The organism is Pseudomonas sp. V98_8, from assembly GCF_029967975.1.
GTDB lineage: Bacteria > Pseudomonadota > Gammaproteobacteria > Pseudomonadales > Pseudomonadaceae > Aquipseudomonas > Aquipseudomonas umsongensis.
Genome location: NZ_JASCAE010000081.1, coordinates 63372 through 82514 on the forward strand (window position 1 = coordinate 63372; position 19143 = coordinate 82514).

A 19143-nucleotide genomic window follows, 5' to 3' on the forward strand; every position below is an offset into this window, starting at 1 on the left:
CCAGGACGCCAATCGCCGAATTACGCCTGGGCAACGTGCTTGGGCCCTGCCAGGGCCCACAGTACCAGGCCAATCAATGGCACAAACACGATCAGCACCATCCATACCCCCTTGTTGCTGGCGTTCCCTGCGCTTTTGCGCACCCGGTTGATCGCCCACAATTCAAGCGCCAGCAGCACTGCCGCCGATACGATCCATAGCGTTTCTATTTGCATGAGCCACCTCCTGATAGTCAGTCAGTTAGGTGGCCGTGCAATCGCGGGGTTCATTTAATTTTCGCCGCTACCTGGCTTTCCAGTGTCCGCCACCGGACTCGCAATCGATCCTGGCCTGGTCAATGTGCTGGGCATCGTAGTAATAGGTGGTGACCTTGGCGCTGTCGGGAATGTTCAGTGACGTGCTGTTCTTGTCCTTGCTGGTGGAGTGTGGGTTGGCCAGGGACTCCTGGGTCAGCGTGGCGACGCAGGACGCTTGATAGTGATCGGCGCACTGTTCGACCTTTTTCTTGGTGCTGGCCAGCATGTCCTTGCTCTCATTGCTGCAGGACCAATCGATGGCATTGACCGGCATGCCTTCGTATTCATAACAGCTGTGAGTCTCGACCACGGGAACGGCAGCGCTTTGCGATCGCGTCAGCACGTCACAGCCTTCGGCGGCGGCCAGGCCGGGAATGAGGCTGGCGATCAGGAGCAGAAGTCGACGGTTCATCGGGATTTCCTCTGCAATGGCGCCTTTGCCTGATCGGGAAGTGGCGCCGACAGTGATTTGAAAACGCGATGAGGTACGGGGTTCCCCTGATTTAAAGGGGGCCTGTAGGAGCGAGCATGCTCCGGGCGGCGTTCCGACGATGGACGTCAACGATAACGCGCCCTGTCTGGATGAACGCGTTGTCTGGACATTTTTCGCGAGCAGGCTCGCTCCTACAGAAGGATGAGTACATCCGCGAAATCAGGTCGGCTGTCAGGCCGCCTCGCTTTCGCGTTTGATCTTGATCTGGCTTTTGATTTTCTTGCCCCCTCGAGAGGCCGAGTGGAGGTTCTGCGCAGTGGGTAAACCGGCAAGGATGCCGGTTTAGCCGCGCGGGGCCATGGATGGCCCATCGCGGCGACCCACGGAGCAGGACCGGAGCGAGGGTATGGCGAGCCCTAGCGAGCCACCGATCGCCAGGGGCAAGAGCCCTTGGTTACTTGGGGCCGGGCGGCGTTCCGTGCTTCCAAGTGACTCGCCGTAAGGGCCAAACCCTAAGTAGCCGTTACCGCAGCAACGGATATACACCCAGCCTAAACTACAAATCTGCGGGGCTTCATCATGCGGGTTATCGGCGCGATTAAACGTTGGCCGCCAGCTTCCCGCCCGTCAACCGACGCTTGTACGCACTGTCACGATTGGCCAGCCACCAGTACAGCGGCGACGTAATCAACAGGCCCACCAACCAGGACAAATCCGCGCCGTTGATGTGCTCGGAAATCGGTCCGACGTACAGCGGCGTGTTCATGAACGGGATCTGCACCACGATGCCGATCGCGTAGGCGAGCAGCGCCTGGGGATTGTAGCGACCGTAGATACCGCCATCGACGTGGAAGATCGAATCGATGTCGTACTTGCCTTTGTGAATGGCGTAGAAGTCGATCAGGTTGATCGCCGTCCACGGCACCAACACCACCAGCAATACCAACACCATGTCGACGAAGTGGCCGATGAAGTCAGCGGAGGCACCGACGGCGGCAAAGCAGCAGGCCGCGAGCACAATGACCGAGAGCACGGCGCGGCTCTTGGCGGTGGGGATCCAGCGGTAGGCGAAGGTTTGTACCAGGGTGATCAGCGACAGCACGGCGCCATAGAGGTTGAGCGCGTTGTGGCTGATGACGCTGAGCAGGAACAGCACCAGCATCAGCGGGCCGATGGATCCGGTGGCGAGCTTGACCGCGTCCATGGTGTCCATGCCGACCGGCGTGGCCAGTACGGCGACGGCGCCGAAGACAAACGAGAGGCTGGAACCGAGCACCGTGCCCAGGTAGGTGGTCCAGAAGGTAGCCGCCACGGGCACGTTGGCCGGCAGGTAGCGCGAGTAGTCGGACACGTAGGGTGCGAAGGCGATTTGCCACAGCGCGGCCAGGGAAACCGTTGCCAGCCAGCCGGAAATGTTGAAACCGCCACGGGTGAGGAAATCGTCCGTCTGCACGTGGGTCAGGATGTAACCGAAGCCCAGCACGATGCCGATGCCCAATACCCAGGTGCCGATACGGTTGAGCACGTGGATGAAGCGATAGCCGATGATGCCGATGATGCCCGAACCCAGGGCACCAATGACGATGCCCACCGGTACCGGCACACTATCAACCACGCCGTGCAGGGATTTGCCGGCCAGCACGATGTTGGACGCGAAGAAGCCGATGTACATGACGCCGGCGATCAGCACCACCAGCAGCGCACCCAGGGAGCCGAACTGGGCGCGGCTCTGGATCATCTGCGGGATACCCATCTGCGGTCCCTGGGCCGAGTGCAGGGCCATCAGCACGCCGCCGACCAGGTGGCCAACGAGGATGGCGACGATGCCCCAGACCAGGTTCAGGTGGAACATCTGCACGCCGAGGGCGCCGGTGACGATGGGCAAGGGGGCGATGTTGCCACCGAACCACAGGGTGAACAGGTCTCGGGTCTTGCCATGACGATCTTGCGGCGGCACGTAGCCGATCGTGTGTTTCTCGATGAGCGGGGCGCTCGTTGCTGCAGTGGTTACCATGATGAACTCCAAGGCAAAGTGAGTACGTGGACGTACTTCGGTGAGCGCCGCGCGAACGACGCTTTTCTTGTTGGAGCGATCATGTGCAATGGATCGGGATAGATAAATTAGTAAGTTTGTTGCCTCAAACCTTAAAAAATATATGCCGTGGCTGCGCTCGCCTCCGGTATGTTCAGCCTTGACGCAAAACCCTTGTGGGCGCTGTCGATTCCTTGACTTTCCGGAGGTCCCCATGGCCGCTTACAACCTGCGCCAACTCAGATATTTCGTCACAACGGCCGACTGCGGCAGCGTGGCCGAGGCTTCGCGCAAGCTCTATATCGCGCAGCCATCGGTGTCGACGGCGATCAAGCACCTGGAAGAGAGTTTTGGCGTGCAACTGTTCATCCGCCATCACGCCCAGGGCGTCTCACTGACGCCGAGCGGCTCGCGGTTCTACCGCAAGGCCCAGGAGCTGCTGCGGGTCGCCCATGAGTTTGAGCAAAATGCCCTGGCGGACAACGACGTGGTGGCGGGGCAGATTGACATCGGCTGTTTTGAAACCGTGGCGCCGCTGTACCTGCCGCGCCTGATCGCCGGTTTCAAGGCACGTTGGCCGGGGGTGGAAATCCGCATTCGCGATGGCGAGCAGCAGGAGTTGGTGCAAGCGTTGACCGCCGGCAGTATCGACATGGCCATGGTCTTCGAACACGACCTGGACAGCACGATCGAGACGGTGGCACTGATGCCGCCGCAGCAACCCTACGCCTTGCTTCCCGCGGACCACCGCTTCGCGCAGCAGGCGAAAGTTTCGCTGCACGACCTGGTGCTGGAGCCGATGATCCTGCTGGATGTGGTGCCCAGCCGAACCTATTTCGTGAGCATCTTCGAAGAGCGCGGGCTGACGCCCAATATCGTCTTCAGTTCGCCTTCGATCGAAATGGTACGGGGGATGGTAGGACGGGGTTTCGGCTTTTCGATCCTGGTGACCAAACCGTTTTCCGAATACACCTATGACGGGCAAAAAGTCGTGTGCGTGCCGCTGGCCGAAGCCGTGACCGGCTCCGGGTTGTCCGCGGCGTGGTTGCGCAGGGCGCAGCTGACCAAGCCGGTGCAGCTGTTCGTGGACTACTGTCAGGAAGAACTGGCCCGACTCTACACCTGAGTCCTGGGCCAGTTATCAGTTGCTGATCGCCAACAGCATCCGTTGCAGCATCGCATCGCAGCCCTGTAGTTGTTCCAGGCTGACGAACTCATCGGGTTTATGGCCTTGCTCCATGCTGCCCGGGCCACACACCACCGTCGGGATTCCCGCCGCATCGAACAGGCCGCCCTCGGTGCCGAACGCCACCGTGCCGAAGTCCCGGGAACCGGAAAATGCAGCGATCAATTCAGCGGCTTCGCTGCGGGCATCGGTGGCCAGGCCGGGGTACGCCGACAATTCACTGAAACGGATCTCGCTGTGCTCACTCACGGCGCGCATGCGCGGCAACAGTTGCTGCTCGGCGTAGGCCTGCAGTTCCTGCGCCACCCGGCGCGGGTCATGTGAGGGCAGGGCGCGTACTTCGAAGTCGAAGCGGCAGTCGGCCGGGACGATGTTCAAGGCCTTGCCGCCGCCAATCACGCCGGTCTGCACCGTGGAGAACGGTGGATCGAAACGCGCGTCATGGAGCTCGGGGGCCTTGAGCCGTTGGCCGATGCGCCCCAGTTCACTGACCAGCTCGGCCGCGTATTCGATGGCATTCACCCCAAGCGGGGCGTAGGCCGAATGGCAGGCGTGACCGTGGATGTCACAGCGCATCGCCAGCTTGCCCTTGTGGCCCAGCACCGGTTTGAGTTCGGTGGGTTCGCCAATGATGCACAGCATGGGTTTGACCGGTCGTTGTTCCAGGGCCTTGAGCAGGGAGCGTACGCCCAGGCAGCCGACTTCTTCATCGTAGGACAGGGCGATATGCACCGGCAGTCGCAACGAGGCCTGCACCAGCGATGGCACCAGGGCGAGCACGCAGGCGATGTAGCCCTTCATGTCCGCCGTGCCGCGACCGTACAGTTTGCCCCCTAGTTCGGTGAGCTGGAACGGCGCAACGGTCCACGGCTGGCCGTCGACGGGCACCACGTCGGTGTGCCCCGAGAGCACGATGCCTGGCCGGTCCGCCGGGCCGATCGTGGCAAACAGATTGGCCTTGCTGCGCTCCTGGTTGTAGACCAGTTGGCACGGCACATCGAAACCTGCGAGGTAGTCGCGGACAAACTCGATCAGGTGCAGGTTGGATTCGCGGCTGGTGGTGTCGAACGCCACCAGCGTTGCGAGCAGATCGCGGCTGGCGCTCATCGATCGTCTCCGGCGACACCATAGCCAGGGGACCTGTCGGGCGCCAGGGCGCGGTCGATATAGTCCTGGACTTGCGGACGGTAGGCCTGCCAGAGTTTTTGCAGCTGGCCAATCGGGTCTTCATCGGCCCAGTCGACCCGCAGGTTGACGATCGGCCAGGTCAGTTCCCCGACAACCAGCACCGCAGCCGAATGCACCGGCCCGGCTTCGCCACCGGCCGCCATGCCACCTTGCATCGCCGCGAGCAATCGGTCGGCCAGATGGCCTTCGGCCTGTTCGAAGGCGCTGACCATGGCCTCGATTACGCCGGGGGCCGCGAGCATGTTGCCGGCCGCCACGCATTGCTCGCCGGACACCGCATTGTGCTTGCCCAGGGTTTGCGCACCGCTGAAGTGCGCGGTGCGGCCGAGGTGGTCGATGGCAATGATCTGCCGGTACTGGCTGTAGCCGTTGCGTGTCAGCACCTTGTCCAGGGCCCCGGCAGGTGCGAGGCCTTGCTCCATCAGGGCGAGGGTTTCCGGGCCAAGGGAGGGCAGGGTGATGTTTTGCGTGGAGACGGCACCCACACCGGGCAGCAACCAGGGGCAGCGGGCGCCGACGGCGATGCTCGAGGAGCTGATGGCGATGCCGAACTGGCCGGTTTCGGGGCAGCGGGCGGCGATGGAAAAGGTCATGGCTGTGCTCCTTATTCCGGGATCACCGCGATTACATCAATCTCCATCAGCCACTGCGGCTGACCCAATGCCGTCACCACCAGCCCGGTGGAAATCGGGAACACGCCTTTGAGCCACTTGCCCACTTCCTGATACACCGGTTCGCGGTAGCGCGGGTCGATCAGGTAGGTGGTGGTCTTGACGATGTGGCTCAGGTCGCTGCCGGCTTCTTCCAGCAGTTGCTTGACGTTGCGCATGGCTTGCTCGGTCTGTGCCCGCGGATCGCCGAGGCCAACGAGGTTACCTTCGAAATCGGTGCCGACCTGGCCACGCACATAGACGGTATTGCCGGCGCGGACGGCCTGGCACAGGTCGTTGTCCAGGCTCTGGTTCGGGTAGGTTTCCTTGGTGTTGAACATGCGGATGCGGGTATGGGTTGGCGTAGTCATTTAAAACTCCTGAAGTATGGGGCCCGGCGCGGTTCACGCGCCGGGCAGATATCAAGCGCTGACGGTTGTCTTGTTAGCGGCCGGGGCGTTTTCGGCCTCCCGTTGGCCAGCATCGCGGTACTCGAGGTAGGTGCGCTGGATGGCGATGTGATCAGCCACATACTTGGCGTCATGCCACACGCCCCAGATGAACGAGGAGCCACGGCGGGACTGCCAGGGCAGGCCAAGGAAATACACGCCAGGTTCGCTGGACACACCGCGCTGGTGCTGCGGCTTGCCGTTGTCGTCAAAGGCGTCGACCTTCAGCCAGCTGTAGTCCACGGCAAAACCGGTGGCCCAGATGATCGATGTCACGCCGGCCTTGGCCAGGTCGAGCTCGAGGATCGGCTGGGTGACACAGTCCGGCTCCGGGAAGGTATGACGCGCCTCGGGTTCTTCCGGCAGGTCCAGGCCATTGCGTTCAATGTAGGCATCGGCGGCATCGAGCAGCGCCAGGTAGTTCTCATCGCCCCGCGCCAGGTTCTCCGCCAGGTTCGGCTGGAAGGTCGCCACGCTGCCATTGAACGCTTGGGTCAGGCCCACCAGCACCATGCCGGCATGCGCCAGGCCACGGAAATCCACGGTGCGACCACCCTGGGCGCCACTGACGGCGATGGTCACGTGTTCGCGACCGGGTTTCATGGCGGCCTGGTCCCATTCGCCGAGCACGCCCAGCCACCAGCAGAAATCGCGATTGCGATAGGCGCGGGGCGGGCGATCGTGGGCCCCCACCGACAGGTAGACCTGCTTGCCCGAGCGCTGCAGTTCATCGGCGATCTGCACCCCCGAGGAACCTGCGCCCACCACCAGCACGGCGCCCTCGGGCAATTGTCCGGGATTGCGATAGTCGGCGGAGTGGATCTGCAGTAATTGTGCATCTTTGGGGGCGATCGGCGGGATCACCGGACGCTGGAAGGGCCCCGTGGCAGCCACCACGCGGCTGGCCTCGATCACGCCTTGGGAGGTCTCGATGGTGAAGCCCGGGCGGCCGACATTGCGTTCGACTTTCTTCACTTCCACGCCGGTGCGGATCGGCGCCTTGAACTTGCGGGCATACGCTTCGAAGTAATCGGCCACGCGCTCCTTGGGGGCAAAACCATCGGGGCTGATATCGTCGAATTCCAGGCCCGGAAAACGGTCGTGCCATGCCGGACCATTGGCCACCAGCGAATCCCAGCGGCCGGTGCGCCAGCGCTCGGCGATACGGTTGCGCTCCAGCACCAGGTGCGGCACGCCGAGCTTGCTCAGGTGTTCACTCATGGCGACGCCGGCCTGGCCGGCGCCAACAATCAAGGTATCTATTATTGTTTTATCAATGGTCATCTCTTTGCCCTTCGAAGTTGGATTAAGGTCTGCGTCGACCTGCCATTTCTTGGGCTCAAGACTAGGGATCAGCCTGATATCGGTAAAATATTATTAAGCTGGCATTTGAGTATAAATAATTGATGCAGAGCGTTTGGGGCGGCGGATTGACCGGGCTTGGGATTGAACGTTCGTCGGCCCGAACGCTGTAAACACTGCAATATCCTGCCCGTTCCATCACGGCTGCTAAGCTTCGACCTTGCCACGTCCTGGCCTGCCTATGGCCGGTGTCACACGTGGCCAGGGAGTAGGACTCCCGTACCCACATCCCCCTTCACTGGAAGGGGCAAACGATTGTCGGCAACCTGCACGGAGGCAGGCAATGGTGATCAAAAATACAGGTCCTGCAAGTGCCGAGGGTACTGCCGTGCCGCTCGATCCTGATGAGATGGAGCAGGTGCTGGCGTTGCTGCTGGCCAGTCCGTTGTTCGCCAGGTCCAGGCGCATGGGCAGCCTGCTGCGTTTTCTGGTCGAGCACGACCTGCAATCGCCCACTATCCCCCTGACCGAGCACGCCATTGGCATCGCCGTGTTTCGTCGGGATCCGGCGGTGTATTGCACCGGTGACGATCCGGTGGTGCGGGTGCAGGTGGGGCGGCTGCGCCGCAAACTCGCCAGCCATTACGCCACGGTGGGGCGGCAGGAGCCTGTGAGGCTGAGCATTCCACCCGGTTGTTATCGCCTGGCCTATCAGCGGCTGCGGCCCCACTCATTGACCGCGCACCATCCTGTGTTGCAGATCCAGCCCTTTACCTGCATTACCCGTGAGGGCGATGACTTTACCCGTGGCTTGTGCGAGGAGCTCAGTTGTCGCCTGTTCGAGTCGTTCGAGCAGGCACAGACCGGTGGCAACCACGTGTTGATAAGGATGCCGCGCAGCCCTGTGAAAACAGCGGATGCGCGGTGTGGCGGCCGTTACTGCTATTGCCTGGAAGGCAGCGTACGGGTCGAGCCGGCGCGGGTCCGGGCGTCGCTGCGGTTGGTGGATGTGGCGCAGGGGAGGATTCGCTGGTCTGCACAGTTCGATCGCAACCAACCCTATGGCATCGCTACCCAGGAGGACCTGGCAGCCTCTATCTGTCTGTCGTTGACGGGCTATTTTGCACGAGGCACGTTCGACGAATAGACGGGGCAACCGCGAGGTTGCCCCGGTGTGCGCCCGTCAAACGGTTTTCCATTGACCGCCTTCGTAAAGGCGACCTGCGGTGTTATCGAACGTCAGGTCGATTTCGATCGCCTTGGAGCGTGAGGTACTGAACATGGTGCTGGTCTGCACATCCTGTTCGAACCACACGAGGATGGTTTCCACGGGGGTCAGTACGGTGTTGCCGGTGACCACCTGATTGACGGCCACGTAGATCGGCGTGCTGACCTGGTTGCCATCGATGCCGGTGGACAACTGGTTGATGCCAGGATGGATCGGCGCGAAGTTGTTGACGAACGTCACGGACACCTCAGGGCCGCCCGTTACTGCCGGGCTCAGCAGGCCGTGCTCATCGAGTGTCGAAGTTTGCCCCAGACCGATATTGACGATATTGGTCGAGACTTTGACTTGCACGTTTTCCTTGAACACGTTGGAGGCGAACAGCTGATACAGCGGCGTCCAGCTGAATTCGTTGTTGCTGAGGTAAGCACTGTAGGACTGCCAGACCACGTTGTAGTCGGCCGTGCCGACTTTCTTGGCAAAGCACAGCTTGTAGCCGGACTTTTTCAGCAGGGTCAGGTCGCCGGGGGCAATTTCAATGGTGACGGTTTTTTGTGAAGCCGCCAGGACGGACCTGAAGACCCGACCGTAATCGGTGGACTTCAGCGCGGTGGTTGCACCCATGATCGACTTGACGGCTTCTTGCACATCGTTGTGAAGCTGCTGGCTTTGTTGGCTGACAGCGATTGATTTGCTCATGGCTCCCTCTTCCTTGGTGGTGTGTTGGGCAGTCGGTGGGCGCGAGCGGTCTAGCCGGTCGGTCCATCGAAGGTTTCAATCTAGGCGCAAGGGGCAGGGTGCCCAAGTGTCATGGCGTTACAGGCGAGTAACCGGGTTGTATCAATGGCGCCAACTGCAAGGCGGCCAACCGGCCGGCTCCCACCTGTGCCATCGTGCTTATTTGTAGGCAGTTTCCGTATTTAAGTGCGAAATTTCCCAAAGTGCATTGGGGGGGTGGAATGTGGAAGTAGGATAGTTCACTGTTGTTGTAGGAGAGCGAAAAAAATCTTGTGCATGGATTTATATTGAAATGAAGTTTTAAAGTTACAGCGAAAACTTTTTATTTGACTGTCTAGAATTATCTCGCCGGGTCTTGCAAATTGTTGCCAGGGCAGTGGCTGTCACGATAAAACGGGAGGGGTTATGGCTTCAAGCAGTTTCCAGAATGAAGTGCCGAAGGCGCGGGTCAATATAAAACTCGACCTGCATACCGGCGGTGCGCAGAAGAAAGTCGAATTACCGCTCAAGCTGATGGTCATGGGTGACTACAGTAATGGCAGGGAACAGCGTTCTTTATCCGCTCGGAGCAAGTTCTCAATCAACAAAAACAACTTTGATAGCGTCCTGGCTGAGTTTACTCCGGTCTTGAAAGTGGCCGTGGAAAACACCCTGGCCGATGACGCTGGCGACACCTCGGTCGAGTTGAGTTTCCAGCACATGAAGGACTTCGAACCGGAGCAGGTAGCGCGGCAAATCCCGCACCTGCGCGCGCTTTTGGCTATGCGCAACCTCTTGCGCGACCTCAAGTCGAACCTGCTGGACAATGCCACCTTTCGTCATGAGCTGGAACGTATCCTCAAGGATGATGCGCTAAGTGACGAGTTGCGAGCCGAGTTGGCCGAGCTGGTGCCGGAAGAAAATCGTTAATCCACTTCGGTTCGTTTAAAGGGAATTTACCTTAATGTCCATCGAAAGTTCTAACGTGCAATCGCGCGGCGCTACAGTGTTGTCGGAAGAAAAGGGCGTATATGGCGCGCTGTTTGAAAAAATCAATCTCCACCCAATCGAAACGCTGAGTAGTATCGAGGTATTTCAAAATACCGAGGCGCTGTCCGAAGTGTCCGCTGATGAGCGAGTCACGGCGGCAGTCAGTGTGTTCCTTGAACTGCTTAAGCAGTCTTCGCAGAAAGTCGAACGCCTGGATAAAGTGCTGCTGGACGAACATATTGCAGCCTTGGATGCGCAAATCAGCCGGCAACTCGATGCGGTGATGCACCACCCCGATTTCCAGCGAGTCGAGTCAACCTGGCGCGGGGTCAAGTCGCTGGTCGACCAGACCGATTTTCGTCAGAACGTGCGCATTGAATTGCTCGATATCAGTAAGGAGCATCTGGTCCAGGATTTCGACGATGCACCGGAAATTGCCCAAAGCGGCCTGTACATGCATACCTACACTCAGGAGTACGACACTCCGGGCGGGGAGCCCATTGCCGCCGCGATCTCCAACTATGAGTTCGATTGCAGGCCGCAGGATATCGCCCTGCTGCGCAACATTTCCAAAGTCGCGGCCGCCGCGCACATGCCCTTCATTGGCACGGTCGGCCCGGCCTTCTTCGGCAAGCGCTCGATGGAAGAAGTGGCCGCCATCAAGGACATCGGCAACTATTTTGACCGTGCCGAATACCTGAAATGGAAAGCGTTTCGCGACAGTGACGACGCCCGCTACATCGGCCTGGTCATGCCCCGTGTCCTGGGGCGCCTGCCTTATGGGCCGGACACCGTCCCGGTGCGCAGCTTCAACTATGTCGAGAGCGTCAAGGGCCCTGACCACGACAAGTACTTGTGGACCAGCGCCTCGTTCGCCTTTGCCGCCAACATGGTCAAGAGCTTCATCGCCAATGGCTGGTGCGTGCAGATCCGCGGGCCGCAGTCGGGCGGCGCAGTCACTGAATTGCCGATCCACCTGTACGACCTTGGCACCGGCAACCAGGTGAAGATCCCTTCGGAAGTCATGATCCCGGAGACCCGCGAATTCGAATTCGCGGACCTCGGTTTCATCCCGCTGTCGTATTACAAGAACCGCGACTACGCGTGCTTCTTCTCGGCCAACTCAACTCAGAAAGCTGCCCTGTATGACACCGCCGATGCGACCGCCAACAGCCGGATCAATTCGCGCCTGCCGTACATTTTCCTGCTGTCGCGGATCGCGCATTACCTGAAGTTGATCCAGCGCGAAAACATCGGCACCACCAAGGACCGGCGCTTGCTCGAACTGGAGCTGAACAAGTGGATCGGCGGGCTGGTGACCGAAATGACCGATCCGGGTGACGACCTGCAGGCCTCGCATCCGCTGCGTGATGCCAAGGTGACCGTGGAAGACATCGAGGACAACCCGGGCTTCTTCCGCGTCAAGCTGTATGCCGTGCCGCACTTCCAGGTGGAGGGCATGGACGTCAATCTTTCGCTGGTGTCGCAGATGCCCAAGCTCAAGGCCGGCGGCGGTCGCGGAGTAACCGGGTCTTGAAAATCGACCGTCCCGTATGGTCTGCGGGGGCACTGCTGTGCCCCCAGCAGTTCCAGCAACAGGCACGCTGGGAAGCCTGGTCCAACGAACGTCTGGCGCATTTGTCCCTGGTCCATCCCTGGGGTGTCCAGGCGGTGGCGTTCGACCTGGAGACCCTGCGCCTGGGCAAGCTCAAGGCCACCCGTTTGTGCCTGCGCATGCCTGACGGCACCTGTATTGATACTGATCTGGTGGATCGCCTGCCTTCTGCGCTGGAAGTGGCCCATCTGCTTGCCAGTGAAGTTCAGGACGCTACGGTGCTATTGGCCTTGCCGCTCGAACAGGCCAATGGCAACAACTGTCTGCTCGATACCACCAAGGTCGAGCGGCCGACGCGCTATCGCCAGGACTGGCGCAACGTGCAGGATTTGTACGATGGCGAGGCGCAACAGATCGGCGTGCTCGAACACGTGCTGAGCTTGCGTTTTGCCCACGACGACAACGCCGATTACCTGACCTGCCCGATCGCGCGCCTGCTGCGGGACGGGCAGGGTGCATGGGGCATCGACAGCGCTTATGTGCCGCCATTGCTCGAATTCGCGGCTCATCCTGGATTGCTGGCTCAGCTGGATAACCTGCTGACCCAGTTGTCCGCCAAGCGCCAACGGCTGATGGGCATGCGTCGTGAAAGTAACCAGCGCATGGCCGATTTTGCCGTAGCCGATGTATCGCTGTTCTGGCTGCTCAATGCCTTGAACACCTATCAACCGATTCTGGCTGATCTGAAGGCCCATCCGGCACAGCATCCCGAGCAGGTTTATCGGGAACTGGCCAAGTTGGCCGGAGGCCTGCTGACCTTTTCCCTTGAACACGATATCGAGCAGATCCCGCCTTACCGGCATGAGCATCTGGAAAGCGTCTTTGCACCGCTGTTGCGCCTGGTTTCCACCTTGCTGGAGGCCAGCCTGCCTTCGCGTGTCGTTGCCCTGGAGCTTACGCAGGACGGCGCCAATCGCTGGAGGGTCAGCCTCAATGACCCACGTCTGCGTGAGCGTGAAGGTGCGGATTTCTATCTGTCAGTGCGTTGCCGCTTGCCGGCAGCACAGGTGCAGAGCCAGTTCCCGCGCTTGTGCAAGATCGGCACGCCGGATGAAGTCGATCAGCTGATCAACGCTGCGCTCGACGGTGTGCCGTTGCAGTCGCTCAGCCATGTCCCGGCTGCCATTCCACTGAGGCTGGAAAACCAGTATTTCGCCCTGGATCTCGACCACGCCAAGGGCCAGGCGGTACTCGCTGCGGGGGTCTGCGCGTTTTACGTCCCGAGCACGCTGGCCGAGGTCAAACTTGAACTCTTTGCGGTGTTGCGCACATGAACCTGAAAGCCTCAAGAAAACCTACCGCACTGGCGGTGGATATCGACGCGTTGCTGCAGGACAGCTACCTGCTGGTGGTGGAACTGCGCCAGGGGGCATCAACGCTCGCTGGCACGGCGCTGTGGGACCTTTGCGTCAAGCAGGTCGAGCATGTTCGCCAGTTGCTCGAGCACGCCGGCCTGGCCCCGCGCAGCATCGATCACATCAGCCATGCCCAGTGCGCTTTGCTCGATGAAACCGTACTCCGTATCGAAACGCAGGCTCGCGATGCCTGGACGAAAGAGCCCTTGCAAGCGAAGTTCTTCAATCGCCACCAGGCGGGCGAGTTCCTGTATGAAGACATGCGCGAAGTCTTGCGTGAGCCTGCACCTGATCCACTGGTGCTGACGGTGTTCCATCGGGTGTTGATGCTGGGCTTCCAGGGGCGTTACCGCGATGCCGGCGACCCTGAGCGCGAGCAGTTGTTGAGCGCGTTCCATGTGCAGGTCGCACCTTTGGGACTCAGCCGTTCGCTGGCGACAACAGTGAAGATCGGACAGCGACTGCGCATGCGTTTGTGGACACATTCGCCGCTGGCCCATGGTCTGCTTGTGGGGATGCTCTTCGTCGGTTTGTGGTGGGGGCTTGACCAACTGTTGGCCAATCTCCTCAACTCGGTTTTGCCCGGTGAGGCCTGAAATGAGGCCAATGACGCTGGCCCAGATGCGCGGTCTCTGGTTGTGGGCGGGCGCGCTGTCATTGGCCTTGCTGATGGTCGTGCCATTGACCTGGGGGTTGCGGGCAATGGCTGTTCTGGCCGTTGTCTGCGTCATGGTCCTGGCTTGGAAGCGGCTGGGGCGCCGCGCAATGTGCGCATCATTGACTTTGGCCGAGAATACATCGTTGCCTCCGGCAGCCTACCGCCAACCGTTGGTGCTGGTCTGTGGCGATGGTCTTGTGGAGTTGTTCGGCGAGACACCCGTGGAACAACTGGCCTTGCGCACAACCCGCCAGGGTTGCTATCTGCGGGTACCCGAGCTTGAGCAACTGCCTGCGCTCACCACCAGCCTGATGACACTGCGCCCGGAATGGAGTAGGCAGCTCAGCGTCATGTTCATCGTCAATCCGGCCGAGCAGGACGACAGTGCCGTACTGGCTGCACGGGTGCGTGCTTTGCGTTATCAGCTAGGTATCGTCCGAAAGGGCGGCATTGCGTTGCCGCTACTGTTGACGACTTACTTGCAAGCCCCGGCCGCAGAAGGCGCCTGGTTCAGTTGGGAGGACGCAGAGGATAGTCCCAGGGTACGCGAGGCCGGAGCCTGCATCAGCCTGGCCGACTGGCAAAGGCACCCTCCAGACAGTGCAACGCGCGCGGCCCGCATGCACGCCAGCGTAAAACTGAACAGTGTCGTGGCATGGCTCGATCACGCGGTATTGCCTCACTTGTCGCCCCGCGATGCCCGCGATCCTGAGGGTCTGCCGAAGGTTTGTGCTGTCACCTTCGTACCGCTGCTCGCGCAATCAGTCACGGGCAATTTGTGGCAACAATGGCTGCGCGACAAGGTTGCACTGCTTGACGCCAGACAAGCTGAGCCGGGGCAGGGTGTATCCATGCCTTTCCCCGATCCGTTGCTGGCGCTGCTTCCCATGCAGGCTCAACGCGCTCCCTTGCGCCGTGCGAACGTCATCGCCTGGTGGTTGTTCGCCGTTGCCGGGATAACAGCGTTGGCCAGCTCGGCCTGGCAGAACACCCTGTTGGTCCGCCAGGTCAGTGACGACTTGCGTCGTTACGACGCCATCCCGGTGACAGGGCAACCCGAGCGGCCCGAATTCATTCAGCGCGAGCAGGCGCTGGCGGTGCTGCGCGAGGATGCCCTGCGCCTGGACAGCTACTACCGACATGGCGCTCCCCTGGCGCTCGGACTCGGCCTTTATCGAGGCGAGCGCTTGCGCATCCGGCTGCAGTCGACGATTGCCGGTCACCGTCATCCTTTGCAGGCGCCAAGACTTGCGGGCAATTCAACGCCGGTGCGCCTGGACAGCCTGTCGTTGTTCAACACCGGCAGCGCCCAGCTCAAAGCCGGCTCGACGAAGGTTCTGATCAACGCCTTGGTCGACATCAAGGCCCAGCCTGGCTGGCTCATCGTGATCAGCGGCCATACCGATGCCACCGGCAGCATCGAACAAAACCTGCAGTTGTCCCGCGCCCGAGCTGCCGCCGTGCACGACTGGATGCAGCACATGGGCGGCATCCCTGGAAGTTGCTTTGCGGTTCAGGGTTTCGGTGCGAGCCAGCCCATCGCCAGCAATGACACCGAGGCCGGGCGAAGCGCTAACCGCCGTGTCGATATTCGTCTGGTGCCGGAGCCGGGAGCCTGCGTGTTCCCTGCCGCGGGATCGGACTTGCAACCCCCTGTCGCCTAACGCGGCATTCATGTTCTGAGAGAAGGAGCTTCACATGGCAATTCCCGTTTACCTGTGGCTGAAAAATGATGGCGATGCGGACATCAAGGGTTCGGTCGATGTGATAGGGCGCCAGGGCAGCATCGAGGTACTGGCCCAGGATCATGGCTTGACCATTCCCACTGACAACAACACCGGCAAGCTGACAGGCACACGGATTCACACTCCGTTCAGGTTCACCAAGGAAATCGATGCTGCCAGCGTCTACTTGCTCAAGGGCGCGTCCCAAGGACAGACGTTCAAGAGCGCCGAGTTCAAGTGGTATCGCATCGATGACGCGGGCCAAGAGGTCGTTTACTACACCGTTCTACTTGAAAACGTAAAGGTCGTGAGCGTCGTGACGAAAATGCACGACATCAAGGACCCGACAAAGGAAAAACACAATCACCTGGAAGACGTCCAGTTGCGTTACGAGAAGATCACCTGGAAGTTCGCCGAGGGCAACTTCAGTCACTCCGATGCCTGGGACGAACGCGAGTCCGCTTAAGACACTGAGCCCGTAGTTACACATGCCTGCGGGTTCGATGTTGCGTGTTGAGCGTCCTTGCATGGGCGCTCAGCCAGCCCACCGAGCTTCATCGCCGGCACCTGGATCACAAGCACTCCACTCAAGACAAGGACGTACCCCCATGGTACAGAACGCCTCCCGCTTGCTTCGCCGTCTCAATCCCTACTGTGCCCAGGCGCTGAGCGCGGCGGCTACTCTGTGCCAAAGTCGAGCCCATGGCTACATCAGAATCGAGCACTGGTTGCTCAAGTTATTTGAACAGGGTGAGGGCGACCTGACGCTCATCGCCCGTCGCTATGAATGGGATCTGGACGCTCTCTGGCGCGGACTGCTTGAACACCTGGACACACTCCCGCGTAGCGTTCACAGCAAGCCGCAGCTGTGTGGCAAATTGCAGCAATTGATCAGTAACGCATGGCTGCGCGCCTCGCTGGACAGCCAGGAACAGCTGCGCTCGGCCCACTTGCTCGGCGCGTTGCTGGAGTCACCCGAACTGCTGGCTTGTGAAGCAGCCTGGCCACTGTTCAGCATCAGCAAAACCCAATTGCAGCATTTGTTCGTGCTGCTCGATCAACATTCCGAAGAGCGCCCCCAGGTGCAGCAAGAGGCTGCTATTGATCAGGCACCGGCGTCGATTGATGGGCTGGGGAAGCCTTCATCCGCCATCGGCAACCACGATGCCTTTCAGGCCGTGCTGGACAGGTTTACCCAAGATGTCACCGCCAAGGCCCGGGAAGGGCAGATTGATCCGGTATTCGGCCGTGACGATGAGATCCGCCAGGTCATCGATATCCTCAGTCGTCGGCGCAAGAACAATCCGCTGTTGGTCGGTGAGCCCGGCGTCGGCAAGACCGCGCTGGTCGAAGGGTTGGCGCTGCGCATCGTCGAGGGCAACGTTCCGGACAGCCTCAAACCAGTCAGCGTGCGCACTCTCGACCTGGGGTTGCTGCAAGCGGGTGCCGGGGTCAAGGGCGAGTTCGAGCAGCGCCTGAAAAATGTCATCGATGCCGTGCAGCAATCGGCAAACCCGGTGCTGTTGTTCATCGATGAGGCCCATACCCTGATCGGCGCGGGCAACCAGGCGGGCGGTGCCGACGCGGCAAACCTGCTCAAGCCCGCACTCGCCCGGGGCGAATTGCGCACCATTGCCGCCACTACCTGGAGCGAATACAAGCAGTACTTCGAGCGCGATGCCGCCCTGGAGCGACGCTTCCAGAAGGTCAAGGTCGACGAGCCGGATGACCACAATGCCTGCCTCATGCTGCGTGGCCTGAAGGCGCGTTACGCCAGCCATCATGGCGTGCACATCCAGGATGCGGCGGTGCAGGCCGCGGTCACGCTATCGCGGCGTTACCTGACCGGTCGACAACTGCCCGACAAGGCCGTCGACCTGCTCGACACCGCCAGTGCCCGGGTGCGCATGAGCCTTGATTGCGAGCCTCAGGCACTGGTCAGGCTCAAAGCCGGGCAGGCGGCCCTGGGGCTTGAACGGCAAGCACTGGCAGAGGATGCACAACTCTGCGATTGCAGCGTTGACGAACGCCTTGCCTTGATCGATGCGCAACGGGTCGACCTGCAAGACCAGCACACTGCGCTGGTGCGCCAGTATCGCGACGAACTCGACCTTACCCGCCAACTGCTTGATGCACGTCAGGCTGACCCCCTGCAGATCTCGCTTTGTACTCGGCTGCAACAACAGCTTGCGAAAGTGCAGGGCAGCCAGCCGTTGCTCTCGCTGGACGTCAACCCACGCAGCGTGGCCGAGGTGATCGCTGACTGGACCGGCGTGCCGCTCGGCAGTCTGCTCAAGGACGAACAGGCCAGCCTGCTTGAACTGGAGCAACAATTGAGTGACCGCGTCGTCGGCCAGGATCACGCTCTCGGCGCCCTGGCCCGGCGCCTGCGCGCGGCCAAGACCGGCCTGACCGAAGAGCAGGCGCCCTTGGGCGTGTTCCTGCTGGTAGGCACCAGCGGCGTTGGCAAGACCGAAACCGCCCTGGCGCTGGCCGACTGCCTGTTCGGTGGCGAGCAGTCGTTGATTACCCTCAACCTCTCCGAGTACCAGGAGGCCCATACCGTCAGCCAACTCAAGGGCTCGCCACCGGGTTACGTAGGTTACGGCCAAGGTGGCGTACTCACCGAAGCGGTACGCCGGCGCCCCTACAGCGTGGTATTGCTCGACGAAGTGGAGAAGGCTCACCGCGACGTGCTCAACCTGTTCTACCAGGTCTTCGATCGCGGTTTCATGCGCGACGGTGAAGGGCGCGAAATCGACTTTCGCAACACCGTCATCCTCATGACTTCCAATCTTGGCAGCGATGAACTGCAAGCCTGCGTGCAGCAATACCCTGAAGCGCCCGACAGCGCCCTGCAGGAGTTGCTGCGGCCACTGTTGCGCGAGCACTTCCAGCCGGCCTTGCTCGCGCGCTTCCAGACCCTGATCTACCGCCCTCTGCGAGGCGACGCAATGCAGCGCATCGTCGCGCAAAAACTCGCCAAGGTCGCCCAGCGCCTGCAACGCCACTACGGCCTCACCTGCCAGATCGACAACGCGCTCAAGCAAGCCCTGGTCGCCGCCTGCCTGCTGCCCGATACCGGCGCGCGCAACATCGACAGCTTGCTCAATCAGCAGATTTTGCCGGTGCTTAGCCAGCAGCTTTTGCAGCGGCAGGCTGCCCATCAGCAACCCCGGGGAGTGACCTTGGGTTTCAGCGACGATGAAGGCATCACGCTGCGGTTTATCGATTCCCAGGAAGCGATGCCAAGCGTCGCCAAGGAGGCCTGACCATGAGCACCCAACCGCGCATCTTCTTCAACCACACCCGCCACAAGTTCG

Annotated in this window: 17 protein-coding genes; 9 read left to right on the forward strand and 8 right to left on the reverse strand. The window is 60.9% G+C overall.

Annotation, left to right across the window (positions count from 1 at the left end):
- Nucleotides 1–20: 20 nt before the first annotated feature.
- From QLG10_RS24670 to QLG10_RS24680, 3 genes are all read right to left on the reverse strand, one after another.
- Nucleotides 21–215: a PLDc N-terminal domain-containing protein gene (locus QLG10_RS24670; protein WP_020798446.1), complete on the reverse strand. Its 195-nt coding sequence runs from the start codon at nucleotides 213–215 to the stop codon at nucleotides 21–23.
- Between the two features lie 67 nt (nucleotides 216–282).
- On the reverse strand, nucleotides 283–708 hold the full coding sequence (locus QLG10_RS24675; RefSeq protein WP_083349273.1) for a hypothetical protein: 426 nt from the start codon (nucleotides 706–708) through the stop codon (nucleotides 283–285).
- Between the two features lie 619 nt (nucleotides 709–1327).
- A complete protein-coding gene (locus tag QLG10_RS24680; protein WP_110755176.1) occupies nucleotides 1328–2743 on the reverse strand; it encodes a cytosine permease in 1416 nt (471 codons plus the stop codon).
- Between the two features lie 232 nt (nucleotides 2744–2975).
- Here QLG10_RS24680 and QLG10_RS24685 point away from each other — a divergent pair, with 232 nt between their 5' ends.
- The gene (locus QLG10_RS24685) at nucleotides 2976–3887 is read left to right on the forward strand and encodes a LysR substrate-binding domain-containing protein (RefSeq protein ID WP_020798306.1); all 912 of its coding nucleotides are present in this window, start codon (nucleotides 2976–2978) and stop codon (nucleotides 3885–3887) included.
- Between the two features lie 15 nt (nucleotides 3888–3902).
- On the opposite strand, the gene argE is transcribed toward QLG10_RS24685, so the two are convergent.
- The 4 genes from argE to QLG10_RS24705 are packed head-to-tail and all read right to left on the reverse strand — an operon-like array spanning nucleotide 3903 to nucleotide 7518.
- Nucleotides 3903–5054: an acetylornithine deacetylase gene (gene argE, locus QLG10_RS24690; protein ID WP_188265656.1), complete on the reverse strand. Its 1152-nt coding sequence runs from the start codon at nucleotides 5052–5054 to the stop codon at nucleotides 3903–3905.
- Nucleotides 5051–5728: a DUF1028 domain-containing protein gene (locus QLG10_RS24695; protein ID WP_188265655.1), complete on the reverse strand. Its 678-nt coding sequence runs from the start codon at nucleotides 5726–5728 to the stop codon at nucleotides 5051–5053. The genes argE and QLG10_RS24695 overlap by 4 nt, the downstream gene beginning before the upstream one ends.
- A gap of 11 nt (nucleotides 5729–5739) precedes the next feature.
- Complete coding sequence (locus QLG10_RS24700; protein ID WP_008058648.1) at nucleotides 5740–6156, reverse strand: RidA family protein; 417 nt, start codon at nucleotides 6154–6156, stop codon at nucleotides 5740–5742.
- A 51-nt stretch (nucleotides 6157–6207) separates the two neighbouring features.
- The gene (locus QLG10_RS24705; protein WP_020798303.1) at nucleotides 6208–7518 is read right to left on the reverse strand and encodes an NAD(P)/FAD-dependent oxidoreductase; all 1311 of its coding nucleotides are present in this window, start codon (nucleotides 7516–7518) and stop codon (nucleotides 6208–6210) included.
- A 361-nt stretch (nucleotides 7519–7879) separates the two neighbouring features.
- Here QLG10_RS24705 and QLG10_RS24710 point away from each other — a divergent pair, with 361 nt between their 5' ends.
- Entirely contained in the window at nucleotides 7880–8683 is an 804-nt protein-coding gene (locus QLG10_RS24710; protein ID WP_110755172.1) for a hypothetical protein, read from the forward strand.
- 36 nt (nucleotides 8684–8719) lie between these two features.
- Here the strand turns inward: QLG10_RS24710 and QLG10_RS24715 are convergent, their stop codons facing one another.
- Nucleotides 8720–9460: a hypothetical protein gene (locus tag QLG10_RS24715; protein ID WP_110755171.1), complete on the reverse strand. Its 741-nt coding sequence runs from the start codon at nucleotides 9458–9460 to the stop codon at nucleotides 8720–8722.
- Between the two features lie 444 nt (nucleotides 9461–9904).
- Between QLG10_RS24715 and tssB the strand changes: the two genes are divergently transcribed.
- The 7 genes from tssB (at nucleotide 9905) to tssH (ending at nucleotide 19092) form a co-directional block, all read left to right on the forward strand.
- Entirely contained in the window at nucleotides 9905–10408 is a 504-nt protein-coding gene (tssB, locus tag QLG10_RS24720; RefSeq protein ID WP_282488200.1) for a type VI secretion system contractile sheath small subunit, read from the forward strand.
- Nucleotides 10409–10442: 34 nt separating this feature from the next.
- Nucleotides 10443–12005: a type VI secretion system contractile sheath large subunit gene (tssC, locus tag QLG10_RS24725; protein WP_282488202.1), complete on the forward strand. Its 1563-nt coding sequence runs from the start codon at nucleotides 10443–10445 to the stop codon at nucleotides 12003–12005.
- Nucleotides 12002–13357, forward strand: a complete 1356-nt coding sequence (tssK, locus tag QLG10_RS24730; RefSeq protein ID WP_110755168.1) for a type VI secretion system baseplate subunit TssK — start codon at nucleotides 12002–12004, stop codon at nucleotides 13355–13357. The genes tssC and tssK overlap by 4 nt, the downstream gene beginning before the upstream one ends.
- Nucleotides 13354–14034 carry a type VI secretion system protein TssL, short form gene (gene tssL / locus QLG10_RS24735; protein WP_282488203.1) on the forward strand — a complete coding sequence of 227 codons (681 nt, stop codon included), beginning with the start codon at nucleotides 13354–13356 and terminating at the stop codon, nucleotides 14032–14034. The genes tssK and tssL overlap by 4 nt, the downstream gene beginning before the upstream one ends.
- Before the next feature lie 10 nt (nucleotides 14035–14044).
- Nucleotides 14045–15760, forward strand: coding sequence for an OmpA family protein (locus QLG10_RS24740; RefSeq protein ID WP_282488204.1), 1716 nt, complete (start codon nucleotides 14045–14047; stop codon nucleotides 15758–15760).
- A 34-nt stretch (nucleotides 15761–15794) separates the two neighbouring features.
- A complete protein-coding gene (locus tag QLG10_RS24745; protein ID WP_110755165.1) occupies nucleotides 15795–16286 on the forward strand; it encodes an Hcp family type VI secretion system effector in 492 nt (163 codons plus the stop codon).
- A 142-nt stretch (nucleotides 16287–16428) separates the two neighbouring features.
- Nucleotides 16429–19092 carry a type VI secretion system ATPase TssH gene (gene tssH, locus QLG10_RS24750; protein ID WP_282488205.1) on the forward strand — a complete coding sequence of 888 codons (2664 nt, stop codon included), beginning with the start codon at nucleotides 16429–16431 and terminating at the stop codon, nucleotides 19090–19092.
- Nucleotides 19093–19143 lie beyond the last annotated feature (51 nt).